This is a genomic window from Pseudobutyrivibrio sp. OR37 (genome assembly GCF_900113655.1).
GTDB lineage: Bacteria > Bacillota > Clostridia > Lachnospirales > Lachnospiraceae > Pseudobutyrivibrio.
On the sequence record NZ_FOQF01000010.1, the window covers coordinates 1 to 17,857 of the forward strand.

16 protein-coding genes are annotated in these 17,857 nt (G+C 40.1%); all 16 read right to left on the reverse strand.

All coding sequences use genetic code 11. The annotated features are described in order from the left end of the window. Positions 1–323: 323 nt before the first annotated feature. The gene (locus tag BM097_RS06505; protein WP_090547158.1) at positions 324–1,373 is read right to left on the reverse strand and encodes an acyltransferase family protein; all 1,050 of its coding nucleotides are present in this window, start codon (positions 1,371–1,373) and stop codon (positions 324–326) included. Positions 1,374–1,496: 123 nt separating this feature from the next. Next, positions 1,497–1,862 (reverse strand): DUF1667 domain-containing protein, encoded by a 366-nt coding sequence (locus BM097_RS06510; RefSeq protein ID WP_090547159.1) that lies wholly within the window; start codon positions 1,860–1,862, stop codon positions 1,497–1,499. Between the two features lie 16 nt (positions 1,863–1,878). Next, a complete protein-coding gene (locus BM097_RS06515) occupies positions 1,879–3,144 on the reverse strand; it encodes an NAD(P)/FAD-dependent oxidoreductase (protein WP_090547160.1) in 1,266 nt (421 codons plus the stop codon). After that, positions 3,144–4,601, reverse strand: coding sequence for an NAD(P)/FAD-dependent oxidoreductase (locus BM097_RS06520; protein WP_090547367.1), 1,458 nt, complete (start codon positions 4,599–4,601; stop codon positions 3,144–3,146). The genes BM097_RS06515 and BM097_RS06520 overlap by 1 nt, the downstream gene beginning before the upstream one ends. A gap of 180 nt (positions 4,602–4,781) precedes the next feature. Further along, positions 4,782–5,504 (reverse strand): MIP/aquaporin family protein, encoded by a 723-nt coding sequence (locus BM097_RS06525; protein ID WP_090547161.1) that lies wholly within the window; start codon positions 5,502–5,504, stop codon positions 4,782–4,784. Positions 5,505–5,596: 92 nt separating this feature from the next. Further along, complete coding sequence (gene glpK / locus BM097_RS06530) at positions 5,597–7,096, reverse strand: glycerol kinase GlpK (protein ID WP_090547163.1); 1,500 nt, start codon at positions 7,094–7,096, stop codon at positions 5,597–5,599. A gap of 60 nt (positions 7,097–7,156) precedes the next feature. Continuing rightward, positions 7,157–7,735, reverse strand: coding sequence for a glycerol-3-phosphate responsive antiterminator (locus BM097_RS06535; RefSeq protein WP_090547165.1), 579 nt, complete (start codon positions 7,733–7,735; stop codon positions 7,157–7,159). A gap of 305 nt (positions 7,736–8,040) precedes the next feature. After that, a complete protein-coding gene (gene thrH / locus BM097_RS06540) occupies positions 8,041–8,643 on the reverse strand; it encodes a bifunctional phosphoserine phosphatase/homoserine phosphotransferase ThrH (RefSeq protein ID WP_090547168.1) in 603 nt (200 codons plus the stop codon). 134 nt (positions 8,644–8,777) lie between these two features. After that, entirely contained in the window at positions 8,778–9,974 is a 1,197-nt protein-coding gene (locus tag BM097_RS06545; RefSeq protein ID WP_090547170.1) for a homoserine dehydrogenase, read from the reverse strand. Between the two features lie 4 nt (positions 9,975–9,978). Next, positions 9,979–10,419, reverse strand: a complete 441-nt coding sequence (locus BM097_RS06550) for an ACT domain-containing protein (RefSeq protein WP_090547172.1) — start codon at positions 10,417–10,419, stop codon at positions 9,979–9,981. Between the two features lie 81 nt (positions 10,420–10,500). Next, positions 10,501–11,638 (reverse strand): peptide chain release factor 2 gene (gene prfB, locus BM097_RS06555; protein ID WP_143084964.1). Its coding sequence is split into 2 segments (ribosomal slippage): positions 10,501–11,562 and positions 11,564–11,638, totalling 1,137 coding nucleotides; the frame shifts between segments, so codons are not numbered across the junction. Between the two features lie 273 nt (positions 11,639–11,911). Then, a complete protein-coding gene (locus BM097_RS06560) occupies positions 11,912–13,201 on the reverse strand; it encodes a S41 family peptidase (protein WP_090547179.1) in 1,290 nt (429 codons plus the stop codon). 81 nt (positions 13,202–13,282) lie between these two features. After that, complete coding sequence (gene ftsX / locus BM097_RS06565; RefSeq protein WP_090547182.1) at positions 13,283–14,191, reverse strand: permease-like cell division protein FtsX; 909 nt, start codon at positions 14,189–14,191, stop codon at positions 13,283–13,285. Further along, on the reverse strand, positions 14,181–14,861 hold the full coding sequence (ftsE, locus tag BM097_RS06570) for a cell division ATP-binding protein FtsE (protein ID WP_090547184.1): 681 nt from the start codon (positions 14,859–14,861) through the stop codon (positions 14,181–14,183). The genes ftsX and ftsE overlap by 11 nt, the downstream gene beginning before the upstream one ends. Further along, complete coding sequence (locus tag BM097_RS06575; RefSeq protein WP_090547187.1) at positions 14,861–15,949, reverse strand: PucR family transcriptional regulator; 1,089 nt, start codon at positions 15,947–15,949, stop codon at positions 14,861–14,863. The genes ftsE and BM097_RS06575 overlap by 1 nt, the downstream gene beginning before the upstream one ends. A 672-nt stretch (positions 15,950–16,621) precedes the next feature. Further along, positions 16,622–17,830, reverse strand: a complete 1,209-nt coding sequence (locus BM097_RS06580) for a C40 family peptidase (protein ID WP_090547190.1) — start codon at positions 17,828–17,830, stop codon at positions 16,622–16,624. Positions 17,831–17,857: the final 27 nt, after the last annotated feature.

A 17,857-nucleotide genomic window follows, 5' to 3' on the forward strand; every position in this document is an offset into this window, starting at 1 on the left:
CTCACGTGTGTTGCGACACAGAATACAAGCGCTTCTATGACATCAAATACAAAGAAGTCAACAGGAACCAGCACAAACGCGCACTCGCACTTACTGCCCGTAAATTTGCTAGATTGGTCTACAGTATGCTGAAGACTAATCAGCTATACAAAGCTCCTGTTTCAAAGTAGTAAATACTACTTTAGGAGTTAACGCCCTGTTTTTTTGAAACAGTACGGCAGGGCTTAGGCGGTCGTTCTTTCTTTTTTGAAAAATAACCAAAAAGAAAGGGACTTTTCAAGATTTTTCATCTTGACATATCACCGCTAGACTATTTCTAAATCTTATTTAAAAGCCTTTTTAACATTGCTTGATAATCTGCCAACTGCGATTGCGAAAATCCATGTGAGAGCCATTGCAAGAAGTAGCAAGGTGAAGGTTTCGCGTCTGCTGTAAAGCTGTATATCGTAATGTCTGAAAAGCAAAATAATTATCATGTGATGAACTAAAATTATATTCCAACTGATTCCGGAAATGTAGGTTATCCACTTGTAGGATTTCTTTTCAGGTGATATATCCACATCTCTGATAGCTATAAACATTGCAAGTGACCAGATGGCACATACAACCTCGAAGGCTTTTGCTGGAAGCACATCCACAAAGGCTGTGTAGCCTGCGATTAACAGGTATATAAATATTACCACTGAAATAACAGTGCCGATGATTCTAAATGATTTTGAGATTTCCTTGTGACCAACTAAATCATAGAGCAGCATTCCTATATAGAAGTACAAAAGTACAAATAATGGATTGTGCTCTACCTGAATTGGGAATGGATTATTTATAAATAACAGACATCCGCTCCAAATAATCAGCAGTGCTAAAAGGATATATTTAAATTTTTGCATAAGCTTTGCCAATAATGGGAAAAGCAGATAACAAAGTACTATGCAGGACATGAACCACTCGCCTATAAGGTAAAAGCCAAGGCCTCCGCTCATTTCCTGAACAAGTGCATCCACACCAAGTATCGTAAATACGAACATATACATTGGTGAGGTTGAGCCTGCTGCAACGTTATTTACTGCAAAGTAGGCAAGAAACATTATCGTATATGCGATATAAAATGGGATATATAATCCTTTGAAACGTCTACGGTAATAATCCTTTAAAGGCAGCTGGCTTTCCTTATTGTACATAAGTGCATAGCCTGAAATTATAAATAAAAACAAGCTGGCTGGGCGTGCCCAAAGATTTGCGAAATAATTAAGAGATGGCATCAGAGGATCTGTTCCCTGAGCCAGATTAATATATTCGATACAGAAATGATATAAAAAAATAAAAATGACACCGATATCGCGGAGGATATCAAGGCCGATGATTCTTTTTTTCATGTATACTCTCCTAGGATTATTGTTCTAGTTAAGTATATATAAAATTCAATTTGTTAGCAACTTTGTAAAGACACCTCATCCGCCCCTAAGGGGCACCTTCCCCTCAAGGGGAAGGCTTTTTGTTTATACTGTTTCTACGTTACGAGTTGCAATTACGTCTACGCCAGTGCCACAGACATCTTTTACTACTACATCACCGATGTGGATTGGTGCATGCATTACTGCTGCATCTATTTCTCGCATTACGGCGTTGATTTTATCCTTTGGAATGTTGCTTGCAGTTTTTACTGATACACGTGGTTTATCTCCACCAAGTATAATTGCTGTTGAAGTAACTGTTCGCTCTGGATGGGTTACCTCGTTTCTAGCATATTTATCACCAATGCCGCAGGTGTTTCCTGTTACTGAAACCACCTCACCGTTTTCTAATTCTACTGTTATCTGACATCCCATTGGGCAGCCGATACAGGTTAACTCTCTCTTTTCCATTATCTTCGCCCTCCTTTTACTCGTTCTCAATCTTTACTGTGATTTTCTTTAATCCTGGCTTTTCGGCAAGCTTGTCCTTAAGAAGGATTACCTGCTCCATTTCGCCTGGTGCCATGATTCGTTTTTTGTTATGCATTACTCTTTCATCATCGAAGTAAACGCTTACGTAGGAATCCTTGAATACTGCTCCTACTCTGAATCTTACTGTGAGCTTGTCGTCCATTCTATCTACATCGATTGTAGATGGAACTGTGTAGCGGGCACCTTCTGTTGCAACAATTTCGATTTCATTTGAAGAGCCTTCTGCAAGCTCGCCCTTGATAAATTTGGCAGCATTCTTACCTGCTCTATCCGCTTCCTCTGAAACGTAATCAACAAGGTCATGTACGTGAAGTACGTTGCCGCAGGCAAATACGCCTGGGATATTAGTTTCAAGGGATTCGTTTACAACTGGGCCGCTTGTGATTGGGCTCATCTCTACCCCTGCATTTCTTGAAAGCTCGTTTTCTGGAATGAGTCCACAAGAAAGAAGCAAAGTATCACAGGTGTATCTTTCTTCCGTTCCTGGAATTGGCTTTCCGTGATTATCAACCTGAGCAATGGTAACAGCTGTAAGATGCTCCTTGCCCTCGATATCTACAACAGTGTGGCTAAGCTTAAGTGGAATGCCAAAGTCATCCAGACACTGTACGATATTTCTCTTTAATCCACCTGAGTATGGCATAAGCTCAGCAACAACCTTTACCTTTGCTCCCTCAAGTGTCATACGACGAGCCATGATAAGTCCGATATCACCAGAGCCCAGGATTACCACCTCGCGGCCTGGCATGTAGCCTTCGATATTAACAAGGCGCTGGGCTGTACCTGCAGAAAAGATTCCTGCTGGTCTGTAGCCTGGAATGTTTAAGGCTCCTCTTGGACGCTCACGGCATCCCATGGCAAGGATAACTGCGCCAGCCTTGATCTGATACATTCCGTCCTCACGGCTCATAGCTGTTACAACTCTATCCTCAGAGATGTCCATTACCATTGTGTTTAATTTATATTCGATTTTTGCATCCAATACTTTTTCAATAAAACGATATGCATATTCTGGACCTGTAAGCTCCTCCTTGAAGGTGTGAAGACCAAATCCGTTATGAATGCACTGATTTAGGATTCCTCCTAATTCCTTGTCTCTTTCTAAAATAAGAATCTTTTCAACACCAGCATTTCTTGCTGATACTGCGGCTGCGAGACCTGCTGGGCCGCCGCCTACGATTACGATATCATAATTTGTCATTAGTTGTTGCCTCCCTTCTGATTCTTGGTGCGTTCCATTACGATATTTGAACGTCCACCACTCTTTGTAATCTCCTCATAAGGAAGACCTAATTCTCTGTGGAGAATTTCCATTGTCTTTGGAGAGCAGAAGCCTGCCTGACATCTTCCCATACCAGCACGTGTTCTTCTCTTTACACCGTCAAGAGAACGTGCGCCAAGTGGTCTGTGGATAGCGTCTAAAATTTCTCCCTCTGAAATTGATTCACATCTACAAATAATATTTCCATAAGCTGGATTTTTCTTAATTAATTCATTTCTTTCTTCAACTGAAAGGTCTGCTGGGTTCATTACGTCCTTTCTTGTGCTAATCCAATTAGCCTTTTTTGAAAGCCCCATCATATCCTTCAACATATTTCCTACCATCTCACCGATTGCTGGAGAAGATGTTAGGCCTGGAGATTCGATAGCTGCGCAGTCGATGAAGTGTGGTGCTCCTTCTACCTCGCCAATGATGAATTCGTGTCTTGCCTCGTGAGCACGAAGTCCTGCAAATGATGTGATAACCTTTCTCATAGGAAGATTCTTTACGTGGTCATTTGCCTTTGCGATTAAATCTCCAATACCCTCTGCTGTTGTATTTGTTCCTTCCTTGTCGTCAATATCAATAGCAGTTGGTCCAACAATAAGGTTGCCATGAACAGTAGGTGATACAAGTACGCCCTTACCAAGATTTGTTGGCTGTGGGAAGATTGTATGTGATACATGAGTGCCAACCTCTTTATCAAGCAAGCAGTAATCACCTCGTCTTGGGATGATTTCGATTTTATCATCGTCCTTGCTTACCATGTTGTGGATTACTCCCGAATAAACACCTGCTGCATTAACAACATATTTTGTTACATACTCGCCATTGTTGGTGCGAATATGCCATAACCCTTTTTCATCTTTTTTAACGTCTTCGACCTTAGTATTAAATCTGAAATCAACACCGTTCACGTTAGCATTTTCAGCCATTGCAATGTTTAGCTTGAATGGGCAGATAATGCCACCTGTTGGTGCAAGTAAAGCTCCTTCAACATTATCAGAAAGGTTTGGCTCAAGTTCCAAAGCCTCCTCGCGAGTTAGGATTTTCATATCCTTAACGCCGTTTTTGATTCCTCTGTCGTAAAGGTCCTGCAGTCCTGATAATGCTTCCTTGTGAATGCATACAACCATGGAACCATTTCTTTTGAATGGGATGTCCAAATCTCGGCAGAGGTCATCCATCATTTCATTTCCACGTACATTCAATTTTGCCATCAATGATCCTGCAGCTGCGTCAAAGCCTGCATGTACAATTGCTGAATTAGCCTTTGATGTTCCTTCGCAAACATCCTCACATTTTTCTAGAACACAGACATTTGCTTCATATCTTGAAAGCTCTCTTGCTATTGCGCTGCCAGAAACGCCTGCGCCTATGATTATGACATCATACAACATAATTTAATCTCCTAACTTTAAAAATTATTAAGAAAAAAGGAGTCAGAAATTAGACGCATCTCATCATGCGTTCAATACCGACTCCAATCCTCAGTGTATACAATAGTTTAGTTTTAAAATGGTTCCAGTATTGAATACTGAAATACTTATATAGGTTGATAAAAAATGGTTAACTTTTTAGCCAAACATCTGAGCTGCTGCAAGTGCATTGTAAAGAAGTGATGCAACAACACCGCCGCAGATAGGTGCTACAGCTGGAATCCATCCATAGCTCCAGTTTCCATCTTTCTTACCAAAGTTAGGTGCAAGGCATAGATAAGCAAGACGAGGAGCTGTATCTCTTGCTGCGTTCATTGCGTATCCTGTAAGACCGCCAAATGAAGCACCGCAAGCTACGATTACACCATATACAAGAATCCAAACTGTTCTGTCTTCGCCGGCTGGAATAAGTGCAAGTGTAAACACAAGCACGAATGTAGCGCAAAACTCAGAAGCAAAGTTCTTAACCTGATTTGGAATAGATGGTGCTGTACAGAAGCATCCGCGTACTACTGCATCATCAGCTGTCTCTCTAATATGATCGCCATAAAGGAAAATAAGGATGGCTGCACCTATGAAACCGCCAAGCATCTGAGCAACAATCTGTCCTGGAACTGTGCTCCAGTCACCAGATCTGATTGCAAGACCGATTGTAACTGCTGGGTTAAATGCTGAAGGGCATCCTGTAAAATTGCTCATTGCAAAGGCAGGAACCATAACTGCCATTCCCCAACCGATAAGGATGTGAACTGCTCCGCCGCCCTTGAAACCAGATTTATTCAAGGAAACGTTACAGCAAACACCGTCTCCAAGTAAGACAAGTAAAATAGTACCAATAAATTCTCCCAAATATACTGACATATACATTTACCCCCTGATATTTAGTTTTTTTATTAACTACGCGCCCTCATCAGTCACCTTCGGTGACAGCTTCCCCCAAAAGGGGAAGCCTATTACTCCTTAGCCCATCCGCGGGTTGCGGCTACAGCTTGTGACCAGCCTTTGATGCACTTGTTACGTGTCTCATCTGGCATCTCTGGTTTGAATTCTTTATCAACTGCCCAGTTCTTAATAACGTCTTCTTTGCTCTTCCAGTAGCCTACTGCAAGACCTGCCAAGTATGCAGCACCCATAGCTGTTGTTTCTACGCAGCTTGGACGAAGTACGTTAGTGTTGATAATGTCTGACTGGAACTGCATCAAGAAGTTGTTGTTTGATGCACCACCGTCAACCTTAAGTGATGTAAGATGCTTTCCAGAGTCAAGCTCCATAGCATGAAGTACATCATAGGTTTGATATGCAAGTGATTCAAGTGTTGCTCTGATGATGTGATATTTGTTAACACCACGAGTAAGACCTGTGATTGCTCCACGTGCGTATGGATCCCAATATGGAGCACCAAGACCTGTAAATGCAGGTACAACGTAGCATCCGTTTGTATCCTTAACACGAGTTGCGAAGTATTCTGAATCTGGTGAAGAATCAACAATCTTTAATTCATCACGAAGCCACTGGATAGCAGCACCAGCAACGTATACAGAACCTTCAAGTGCGTATGTAACCTTACCATCTAATCCCCAAGCGATAGTTGTAAGAAGGTCGTTCTTAGAGAAGATTGGCTTGTCACCTGTGTTCATAAGCATGAAGCAACCTGTTCCGTATGTGTTCTTTGCCTCGCCTTCGTTGTAGCAGGTCTGTCCGAAAAGGGCTGCCTGCTGATCACCAGCTGCGCCAGCGATGCGAATTGGGCCACCGAAGAACTCTGGGTCAGACTCACCATAGATGCAGCTAGAAGGCTTAGCTTCTGGAAGCATGCTCTTTGGAATATCAAGAATCTGGCAAAGCTCATCATCCCACTCAAGCGTATTAATGTTAAATAACAATGTTCTTGAAGCGTTAGAGTAATCTGTAACGTGTACCTTGCCCTTTGTAAGCTTGTAGATTAACCATGAATCTACAGTACCGAAGCAAAGCTCACCTTTTTCCGCTCTTTCTCTAGCACCTTCAACGTTGTCCAGAATCCAACGGATCTTTGTTCCTGAGAAGTATGGATCAAACTTAAGACCAGTCTTCTGCTGGAATTTTTCAACGATTCCTGGAATCTTTCCCTTCATCTGCTCAGCAAAATCTGCTGTACGACGGCACTGCCAAACAATAGCGTGATGTATTGGCTGTCCTGTTGCTCTGTCCCAAACGATAACAGTCTCACGCTGGTTTGTGATACCGATTGCTGCGATATCTTCTGCTGTAGCGCCAACCTTCTGCATAGCTGCACGTGCTACAGAAAGCTGTGTCTGCCAAATTTCGTTTGCATCATGCTCAACCCAACCTGGCTGTGGGAAGTACTGAGTGAATTCCTTCTGTGCAACAGAGCACATCTCGCCTTTTTCGTTGAAAAGGATACATCTGTTACTTGTTGTTCCGGCATCCAATGCCATTACGTATTTTGCCATTATTACTCCTCCTTCTTTGCCCTATGGCTATTTCAAGTTATATGGAGTTAGGGAACGCAACTAAAGCTGCCATACATCCTCGTTAGTGGTTGATACGGCCAGCACCCCATTATTTAGTGCATTCATTACATCATCTCTATCACTGATAAGCCCTCCTGCCAAAACGGGAACGCGGCTAACTGCATTCACCTTTTTGATTATCTTTGGAAGCACTATTCCAGGTAGGATTTCGATGACATCTGGCTGAGATATTCCATGACGATCCTGCTTTTCTATATTTACAAGAGCCATGCTGTCAATTACGAAATATCTAAGCACTGTGTATAAACCTAACTCCTTTGCCCTTCCGATGAGGTTCCCCTTTGTGGTTATAATTCCATCCGCCTTGGTATTATTCTTAATAAAGTCGACTGAGATTTCTTTTGTATTATTCAGACCTGTTATAAGGTCTAAATGTACCATTGCGATTTTCCCTGAATCCTTAATTCGTCCCACGATATTTGGTATCGTGCAAACGTCCCCATATAATATAAAGATTATTTCACAATCTGTTTCAATGGCTTTTTCTAATCCTTTGTCGTCCTTTATGGCTGCAATTACTGGATTAGCCTCCAGCTTTTCGATGAAAGCTCTATGCATTATTTATACTCCTTTAAGATACCCCTATCTCCTAACTATAGGCACAAAAAAAGAACATGCCTATAGACCAAAGAGCTCATCTCTTTCTCACAGCCACATTCTCATCTCTCACGGGCATTTATTAACTTTTGTAAATACATAATACCCCAAACATGGGTAAATTTCAACATATTCTTTTTACAAATTAGTCGTTTTCTGTACACATTCACTATTTTTGTAATCTTTCAATAAATATATGACAAGCATTAACTACAGTTTGCACAAAAAAACTCCCCACTTATGTAGGGAGTAATATGCCTCATATTTTATTTCTGCGCATCAGTAATTGCGCGGTATAAATCCTCGTATTCCTCAAATGCGGGAATATCAGGATATGCCTTTTTAATCTCATCTGTGCTTCTAAATAAGAAGCCAGCCTTTGAATTTTCAATCATGCCAAGATCGTTATAGCTATCACCGCTAGCAATTGTTTCAAAGCCACAAGACTGAAGTGCCTTTACTGTAGTAAGCTTACTCTTATCACAGCGCATTCTATAGCCTGTAATCTTACCATCTGCAGAAACCTCCAGCTCATTGCAGAAGATGGCAGGATAGCCAAGCTTTTTCATTAGTGGCATTGCAAACTGTGAAAATGTATCGCTAAGAATTATTACCTGGCCATTAGCTCTTAGCTTATCTAAAAATTCCTTTGCGCCTGGAAGCGGATTAATCTTTTCGATTGTAGCCTGAATTTCCTTTAAGCCAAGGCCATGCTCATTCAAAATATCAATACGATACTTCATAAGCTTATCGTAATCTGGCTCGTCTCTTGTAGTCTTCTTAAGCTCAGGAATGCCTGCGGCCTCCGCAAATTCGATCCAGATTTCTGGAACTAAAACTCCCTCTAAATCTAAACAAGTAATATACATAACATCTCCAAGTCCGCATTAATTACGTAGACAATCATTATTTCACTACGCTCATCTAACATGATTCGCTTTAGTAAAATAATAATTGTCTACTATTAATGCTCATCTAAAATTTACAGTTACCAAAATACTTCCTAGAAGAAACGGATGACGCTTTTTACGCCGCCGAGGGCTGCTTTACGCTCGGCGAATTCAGCTTCTGTCATTTCTTCGGTGATGAAGGCTGTTTCATCATCAAGGTCTAAATCTGTATAATGTACGTTTTCGAATTCGTTTTCTATATTAGACTGAAGTGCTGATGTGCGGACGAAATATTTAAAGCGTTGCTCATTTGGATTTGCAAGCTCTATTTTTTCGTTTGCCCAACCAATTCTTACATGCTTATCTGTATTTCTTGCAAGGAATACTAAGTCACCTACAACTGCTGATGCTGTAGGAAGCGCACCTGCTCCGGCGCCGTAGTAGAGAGATTCTCCAAGCATATTGCCGATAACAGCAACTGCGTTCATAACCCCTGAAACATGGTAAAGCATCTGCTCTGGCTTAACCAAGAATGGCGCTACCCTACATGAATAGGTATCGCCCTTTTTAGCGCTTCTTGCTACCAGCTTGATGCTATAGCCCATAGATTTAGCATATTTAAAATCTGTAGCTGTGATTTTACTAATGCCCTCTGTTGGGATGTCTTTATAATCAACATTCTTTCCAGTGACGATTGATGTAAGTATAGCAATCTTGCGGCAGCTGTCATGACCTTCCACATCAGCTGTAGGGTCTTTTTCAGCGTAACCTAGGGATTGTGCTTCTGATAGGATTTGGTCGTAATCACTTCCAAACTGTTCCATATTAGTAAGCATGTAATTGGTTGTACCGTTACAGATAGCATCTATTTCCTCGATAACATCACCTGTAAGGCAAGCTGTAAGTGTACGAATAATAGGAATACCACCGCCAACAGCTGCTTCAAATACGAAATTAGTACCGTTATCCTTAGCAACCTTCATCAGCTCGGCGCCCTTATCTGCTACAAGTGCCTTGTTTGATGTGGTAACCGATTTACCAGACTCAAGCATTGCTTTCACAAAAGTAAATGCAGGCTCAACGCCACCCATTGTCTCAACAACCAGCTTTACATCCTTATCTTTTGCGATAACCTTATAATCCTTAACAAAGCAATCCTTGTGTGGGTCATCAGGGAAATCTCTTAAGTCTAAGATGTATTTTAAATCCAACTCTTCACCAAGTCGCTCTTTAATTATGTCCTTGTTGGTATCTAAAACCTTTGCTACACCGGAACCAATAGTTCCATATCCCATAATTGCTACTTTCATGTTGTCACTCCCTTGCTAAAATTTTTACGTAATGAACACCTTCCACATTTTCTATTGCACTAACCAATTCAGCATAATCAACTCCTGTTTCAGGAATCTTAACTGATAATGTCAATGAAGCTGAGCCTCCAATGGGAACACTTTGGTGTATTGTCAAAATGTTAACCTTGAAATGAGCGATTTCATCAAGAACTCTGGATAGAATTCCAGGCTCATCCAGCAATTGAATAACCACATTGACAGTTTTACCCTTTGTGTCCTCATGAAAAGGATCAATATCATCTTTGTACTTATAGAAAGAACTGCGACTAATCCCAACTAATTCAGTTGCTTCCTGGACAGAGCATTTCTTTTCTTCTATAAGCTTTTTGGCTGCAACAACCTTTAATAGTACATCAGGTACAGCTTTTTCCTTTAATACATAATATGTTGTTTTATCCGCCATAATCCCTCCGTAGGTGTCTTTCCCACAAATACATTTGTATTTGTTCAGAAGATAATACCATTTATTGAATTTTAAAGCAAGTTAATCTGCATCCATTTCTCCACGATCTGGACAGCCAAGCGATAGCCACTTAAGATATGCATTCATAAATGGGGTAACTTTACCATCTAATACTGCATCTGCATTACCAGTTTCCTCGCCTGTACGTAAGTCTTTAACCATGGTGTAAGGCTGAAGTACGTAGGAGCGAATCTGATTGCCCCAACCGATTTCTGAAACCTCTCCACGGATTCCGCTTGCCTTTGCTGCATTTTCTTCCTGTTTTAGTAGAAGAAGCTTTGTCTTCAGCATTTGCATAGCTTTGTCTTTATTTTGATGCTGGCTTCGCTCGTTCTGACAAGTAACCACAATTCCTGTAGGGAAATGTGTAATACGAATAGCAGAGCTTGTTTTATTGATATGCTGACCACCAGCACCTGATGAACGATAAGTATCTATACGAATATCCTCATCCTTTATTTCTACATCAACATCCTCTTTGATATCTGGCATTACATCACATGATGCAAAGGAAGTTTGTCTCTTGCCCTGAGCATTAAATGGAGAAATTCGAACCAGACGATGAATACCTTTTTCAGACTTGAAAAAGCCATAGGCATTTTCGCCATTAATCTGGAAGGTTACAGATTTGATTCCTGCTTCATCACCTTCAAGATAATCCAATTCCTCTACCTCAAAGCCCTCATCGGATGCCCAGCGACTATACATTCTATAAAGCATTTGTACCCAGTCGCAGGCCTCTACTCCGCCTGCCCCTGAATGCAGGGTAACGATTGCATTATCGCCGTCATATTCGCCTGACAAAAGAGTCTTCATTCGAAGCTTATCTAACGAATCTTCAAATTCTTCAAGCAAAAGACCAACTGTATCTACAATTTCTTGGTCCTCTTCCTCATTGCCAAGCTCTATATAATCTTCTATTTCCTTATATAATTCTTCAATTTTATCAATTACAGCCACGTCGTCCTTCATGGACTTAAGTTCCTTCATTTTGGCGGTAGATGTGGTTGCATCTGTCCAAAAATCAGGAGCTTCCATTTCACGCTCTAGTTCTTCTATACGTGCTTTTTTGGCTGCGACGTCAAAGTGAATCCCTCACTTCCGTCATAGAATTCTTTTGCGACAATAGTCGCTGTTTGAACTGATCAAGTTCTATCACGAAATCACCTCTTTCCTCGCCTGTTATGTTCTCAAGCTACCCTAGTCTTTGGCTCGCCTGTTACGCTCTCAAGCCTTAGTATTACACGCTCGACTAGATGTCTCGCTTAGTAATACTAATGCTTGATAGCTACAGGCTACTTATAATACTTAGAGCTTGATAGCTACAGGCTATTTATACATGCTTAGATGCTTGGTAGCTACAGGCTATTTATACACACTTAATTACTTGATTACTGCGGGCTATTTTATATGTATACGTTTTAAAGATGGACTATTGTTTTGACAATACCTCGAGTGCCTTTTGGATTTGGTTGTCGAGGGTTACGTCGTATTTGTCCTCTGGGCCGCCCTGGAATTCATATTCTAATTCGATGTCTGGGGCGATGCCTTTACCGTGGATGCACTCACCACTAGGAGTATAATAGGTCTGTGTTGTAAGCTTTACAGCTGAACCATCACTAAGTGGAATGGTTGATTGAACAATTCCCTTACCGAAGGTATTGGTTCCAATAATTGTTCCATATTTGAAATCTCTTATGGCGCCTGTAAAGATTTCTGCTGCAGAAGCAGTGTTCTCATTTACAAGTACTGTCATAGGAATTGATTTATAGCTTGAACCTTTAGAGGTGTAATCCTCACGGTTGCCATCTTTATCCATTGTGTAAACAACAGTTCCTTCTGGAAGCAGGTAATCAAGCATGTCGACCACAGAATCAACTAAACCTCCGCCGTTATTTCTCATATCAAAAATTACAGACTTCATTCCTTGATTTTCGAGGTCCTTATAGGCTTCAACGAAATCATCATAGGTGTGTTCTGTAAACTGAGAAACTGCAATATAGCCAACATTACCTTCTAGCATTTGGTGCTCAACAGTAGGTGTAGCAATGGATGCTCTGGTGCAGGTAAGCTCCATCTCCTTGCCATCTCTGAAAATAACAAGCTTTACATCTGTTCCTTCTTCACCACGGATGTGCTGAACAAATTCATCCAGATCCTCATCTACTGCAAGATTACCGTCCGCTGATACAATGCTATCTCCTGCAACAAGTCCTACCTTTTCAGCTGGTGTATTAGCATACACCTTTGTAATAGTAACCTCGCCTGACTTTATATCCTTTTGAAGTAACGCACCAATTCCGGCGTAGTTACCTGTCAAGGTCTGCATTAAATCCTTGTACTCTTCTTCAGTGTAGTAAGCAGAATATGGATCATCCAGGCTTTCAACAAGACCGGCATAAATGCCATCTACCATAGCCTGCTTATCGATATCTTTATAATAGTAATTATTTAGAATATAAATCAATGTCTCTAGCTTGCTGGCAGATTTACCTGAGATTAAATTCTGGCCCTCTGGTAATTTGTCTTCGTTAATAGCTTCGATAACATCTGCCGAAGCATCATCTATCTGTCCAGTTTTTTGAGTAGCAACTACAAATAATATAGCCACAACTACCACAGCGCCAAGCAGCATACCAATGATTAAGCTTAAAATAATTGGGCCCTTTTTGGCTTTTGGCTGAATCTCTGATGTAACGTTCAAGTCTAATTCTTCGTTCATTTTTATGCCTCTCTATTTCTCTATAATAGTGACAAAGTGCCAAAGCATACGCCAAGGCACTTACAAATCTCATATATTATACTAAACTCTAAGATGTTTATGCAATGTCACTCTAGATCCAATCCATCCAATGCCGATACCGAGTACAAGTGATATTGGAACCAGGGTTCTGAATATAGTTTCAATTGGAATGAAGGTTACCATGTTACTTAAGAAATTAAATTCGCTGGCAGCATAGCTGATAACCTTTCCGTATATAAAATAAAGCAATATAAGCGGAATAGCAGAACCGATTAAACCAATGAAGATACCTTCAACAACGAATGGCTGTCTAACGAATGCATCTTTTGCTCCAATAAGCTTCATGATAGCTATTTCCTCACGGCGAACAGAAATACCCACCATTACTGTATTACTAATAAGGAACACAGAAACTGCAAGAAGTATAACGACAATCGCCATTGATACGATAGTAATCGCTTTATTAATATCAGTAAGTGTCTTTGCGGCAACCTCTGATTTATTAACCTGTCTAACTCCATCCAATCCCTCAAGGAAGGATACTAAGGTAGACTGCATAGAAACGTCACTAAGATAAATTTCGTAGTTTGCTGAATTAGCAAGTGGATTATCATCTGCGAAGCCAGCAGCTAAGGCTGGATTGTCTCCGAAATATTCCTTTTGATAATCCTCCCAGGCCTGTTCTGCTGAAATGTAATCGTAGCTAGAAACCTCTGGTCTTTTGGAAATTTCTTTTCCTATTTCTTCGATACGAGCCTTTGTGGTTCCTTCATTGAAGAAAACAGTAACAGCAACTCCCTCTTCAGCTGTCTTTACCATGGATTGAAAATTAGTTCCTAATGAATAAAAAATACCAAATAAGAATATACATGCAGTCATGGTAGCTATTGATGCAAGGGAAAACATTTTGTTTCTCCATACATTCTTAAGTCCCTGACCTATGTTGTATAAATGTGTACTAATCTTCATAGTCATCACCTCCAACGTCGCTGACTACCACGCCTTTTTTAATGGTGATAACCCTTTTATTCATTGCTCTGACGATTTCCATATTGTGAGTAACTACAAGTACTGTAGTGCCTCTTTGATTGATTTCGTCAAGAAGCTTCATAATTTCCCAAGTATTATCGCTATCAAGATTTCCTGTAGGCTCATCTGCCAAAATAATCTTTGGCTCATTAACCAGCGCCCTTGCTATAGCTACACGCTGCTGCTCTCCACCTGATAACTGACTAGGGCGAGATTTATATTTAGCTGCCAATCCTACCAAAGAAAGGATTGTAGGAACCTTCTTTTTGATATCTCTATTAGAAGACTCAACTACCTTCATTGCGAACGCAACATTTTCATAAACATTGCGGTCTGGAAGCAATCTAAAGTTTTGGAATACAACTCCAACATTTCTTCTGTACATTGGAATCTTTTTGTGTGTTACCTTCTTTAAATCCTGTCCATTAATATATATTTTGCCTTTTGTAGGCTCTAGTTCCTTAAGTAATAATCTAATAAGTGTTGATTTACCAGAACCACTGTCACCAACGATAAAAACAAACTCGCCCGGATCAATATGAATAGTCACATCTTCTAAGGCTGGCTTGCCAACCTCGTATGACTTACTAACGTGATCTAATCGTATCATTAAAACTTCTCATCCTCCATGTATTTCATGTACTTAACAACCATGAGTGCGATTTTAAATGTAATAGCATCCTCAAAGACTCTCAAATCAAGTCCAGTACTCTTCTCCAGCTTATCAAGACGATAAACTAAAGTGTTACGGTGTATGTATAGCTGTCTTGATGTTTCTGAAACGTTAAGACTGTTTTCGAAGAACTTTGCAATAGTAGTAAGTGTCTCTTCGTCGAAATCATCAGGAGACTTATTATCAAAAATCTCAGATATAAACATTTTGCAAAGAGGAATAGGAAGCTGATAAATAAGACGTCCTATACCAAGTGCTGAGTAAGCAATGATTTTCTTGTCGCTAAAGAAGATTTTACCAACATCCATTGCCATATTAGCTTCTTTATATGAACGAGAAACTTCTTTTATTTCTCCTACAACTGTTCCATAAGAAACTCTAATATTCTTAGAATCTTTATCATGGAAGGCATCGATAATAACTGCTGCAATCTTTTCAACATCATCATAGGTGTCGTTTTCGCCTAATTCCTTAACGACGATGATATTATGCTCATCAACTGCAGTAACAAAATCCTTTGTCTTGCCACCAAATACTGAACGCACTCTATCAAGCTCATCCCCGTCCTTATCTGGACCAACTTCTACGATCATAACTACTCTTCGAGCATTGATATCCACATGAAGCTTCTTTGAGCGATTATAGATATCCACAAGAAGTAAGTTATCTAATAGAAGGTTCTTGATGAAGTTATCCTTATCAAATCTTTCCTTATAGGCAATCATAAGCTCCTGAACATGAAGAGCTGCAATTTTACCTACAGTCGAAGCTTCCTCGTTATCACCATGGGCAAGAATAACAAACTCCAACTGGGAATCATCAAACACTTTGAAGAAATGATATCCAAGTGCGACCTGGCTATCTGCCTCGGATGCTGCAAAAACTGCAACTGCATCGGAAAGCTGAGCTGTATCATTAAATGTAGATGCACATACTACACCTTCTGAATCAGTAATAGCTAAGTCTATTTTCGTAAGCTGATGTAAACCTTCTATTGTGTTTTGCATGATTTGATTAGAAATCATATAGATTACCTCCTAGTTTTATAGGCAATATTAACAATGCTTATACTGTTTTTTGCATACAAATTCACATAACCTATGCCCATTTTAATATAAATAACCAAAAAAGGAAATAGTAAACTTATATTTATTTATGCAAATTCACAAGTCACAATATATTTAGATAATCGTGAAGATTTTGTGAAATAATCTCCAATAAAAGATATTGTCTGATAATACACGCAAATTTTCGTTTGCTGATTCTCACTTTTAAAGTCAAGCAAATTTAGCAATTTGCCCACTTTTGTCTAATTGGAACAAAACATTCGTTTTTATAAATTGTGGATAACTCCGCCTCAACGTTCACATTTTTTGTGGATAAAGTGGATAAACGGTTTACAAGTCCTATTTTACGCACAAGTTTTATACACTATTGTTGAAAAAATATTTCATTTCCACACTTCTGTAAATTATACCCATTTTTAACTATCAGTTTTTTTGTGCACTTTTCTACTAAATTGTCGTAGACTATTTCATATTATTTTCTGACAATTTATCATACTTTATACTAGATATTACTAAATGCCCATTGTATCTTTTCTCAATCGTTTTCGTAACGTTTACGAAAAATCAATGTAAAAACACCCCAATCGTAAAAATGGCGCCGCACTCAGCGACGCCATTGATAAGCTTATATTAGAATATTCTTCTGATAGAAAGAATCTGCTTATAGTTAACATTTGAATATGTGATACCAGTTCTCTTGTTAGATGCATGAAGTAATGTTCCATTACCAGCGTAAATACCAACGTGACCAGAATAGCATACGATATCACCTGGCTGCATTTCGTCATAAGAAACACCATAACCTACGCTACGCATTGCGCTAGATGAATGAGGAAGACCAACACCAAATGCTGAGTAAACGCTCATTACGAAACCAGAACAATCAGTACCACCTGTAAGTGAAGAACCTCCGTATACGTATGGGTTACCAACGAACTGTGCACCATAGTTAACAACTGAGCTTCCGTTTGAACCAGAAGGAGCTGAATAATGCTTTCCTTCTGAGCTGCCTGATGACTTTGAAGAAGACTTTGCAGATGCTGTTGCCTTTTCTGCTGCTGCTCTAGCTGCCTTCTTATCAGCCTCTTCCTTAGCAAGACGAGCTTCCTCGTGTGCCTTAGACTCAGCTACTGTGAATTCTGTAGAAATATCTACATAATCTGTACTGATGTAACCATCGCCTGCGTCACAAGAAACCTTAACCCAGCCTGAATCTACCATTGACTCATCGATGATTGTAAGATCATCGCCAAGTGGAAGTAAATCAATAACTGAAGAATCTGTGCTGGCTTCTTCTCTAACATATAATGTCTGAGTGTTAACTGTAGCAACTCTTCGTGACATTTCCTTAGCAAGCTCTTCATTACCCTGCACTACGAATTCGCTCTTAACGTATCCTGTTACATCACCAGATGTGATGCAAACCCAAGTACCATCTTCAGCCTCAACTGTTTCTGAAACTGTACCTGCAGATTTGTTATAAAGCTTTCCAACGTATTCGCTATCAGCTGATGCGCTTTCGCGGATGTAAACGTAATTATCAACCTGAGCGATTGCGATATTAGCGTATGGATTTTCTGCTGTAGCAACCCACTCTGATTCATTTTCTGCTAACTGTGTTTCAGCTGCGATAGCTGTTGCGTTAGCAAGCATATCATTAACTGAAAGCTGTGCGCCTGCAAATGCTGTGTAGTTGGTAGTCTCAAGGACACCTGTTGCACTAGAAAGAGCACTGACACCTGATGTAGCTCCTGCTGCATCTGAGCAAAGTGAAAGGCTAGATGCAACAACGCAAGCAGCAAGCGTATAACTAACAGTCTTTGTAATCTTTGAATTCATTTTGTAAAAAAACCTCCGAATTTGTTA